This is a genomic window from Pseudomonas sp. AGC41, assembly GCF_057334555.1.
The window spans coordinates 64760-66006 of the sequence record NZ_JBHFJB010000083.1 but is presented as its reverse complement, the minus strand read 5'-3'; the positions used below and the strand labels follow the sequence as shown (position 1 = coordinate 66006).

The following is a 1247-nucleotide window of genomic DNA, read 5'->3' as shown; positions in this document are numbered from 1 at the left end:
CGAGAGGGCCAGTACAGGCGGGAAAAAAGCGCCGATTATCGGCCCTTCTTCCAGAGATACCCACCGATCACCATCCCGATCCCGCAGATGATCGCCACGTAGTACGCCGGCCCCATCGGGCTCTCTTTCAATAGCAGGGTCACGATCATCGGGGTCAGCCCGCCAAAGATCGCGTAGGCCAGGTTGTAGGAGAACGACAGCCCACTGAAGCGCACCACGGCCGGGAACGCATTGACCATAACGTAGGGCACCGCGCCGATGGTGCCCACCAGCAAGCCGCTCAAGGCGTAGAGCGGGAACAACCACTCGGGGTGCTCGAACAGGCTGTGGTAGAAGGTCCAGAAGGTGATCATCAGCAAGCCACTACCGAAGACAAACACCCGGCCGGCGCCGAAGCGGTCAGCCAGCACACCCGCGCCGATGCAGCCGAGACTGAGGAATACGATCGCCAGGCTATTGGCCTGCAACGCCGTGGTCGGGCTAAAGTGATACACGGTCTGCAGCACGGTGGGGGTCATCAGGATCACCACGATGACGCCCGCCGACAGCAGCCAGGTCAACAGCATCGAAATGACAATGGCGCCGCGATGGTCACGCAACACCGCGCGCAACGGCACTTCTTCGGCCAGGGCCTTGCGCAGTTGCAGCTCGGCAAATACCGGGGTTTCGTGCAGCCAGCGGCGCAGGTACACCGAAAACAGGCCGAACACGCCGCCCAGCAGGAACGGGATCCGCCAGGCGTAATCCGCTACTTCCACCGGCGTATAAATGCTGTTGATGGCCGTGGCGACCAGCGAACCCAACAGAATCCCCGCCGTCAGCCCGCAGGTCAGCGTGCCGCAGGCATAGCCGATGTGGCGTGCCGGCACGTGTTCGGAAACGAATACCCAGGCGCCCGGTACTTCGCCGCCAATCGCGGCGCCCTGGATCACCCGCATCAGCAGCAACAGAATCGGCGCCCACATGCCGATCTGCGCATAAGTAGGCAGCAAACCCATGATCAGGGTTGGCACGGCCATCATGAAGATGCTCAGGGTGAACATCTTCTTGCGCCCCAGCAGGTCGCCGAAGTGGGCCATGATGATCCCGCCCAGCGGCCGGGCCAGGTAACCGGCGGCAAAGATGCCGAACGTCTGCATCAGGCGCAGCCACTCGGGCATTTCAGCGGGGAAGAACAATTTGCCGACCACGGTGGCAAAGAACACGAAAATGATGAAATCGTAGAACTCCAGCGCACCGCCCAAGGC

1 protein-coding gene is annotated in these 1247 nt (G+C 62.0%); it reads right to left on the bottom strand.

Annotated features, from left to right (window positions below):
- Window positions 1-35: 35 nt before the first annotated feature.
- Window positions 36-1247 (bottom strand): MFS transporter (locus ACE04F_RS15205; RefSeq protein WP_486107908.1); only part of this gene is annotated, 1212 nt, incomplete at its 5' end.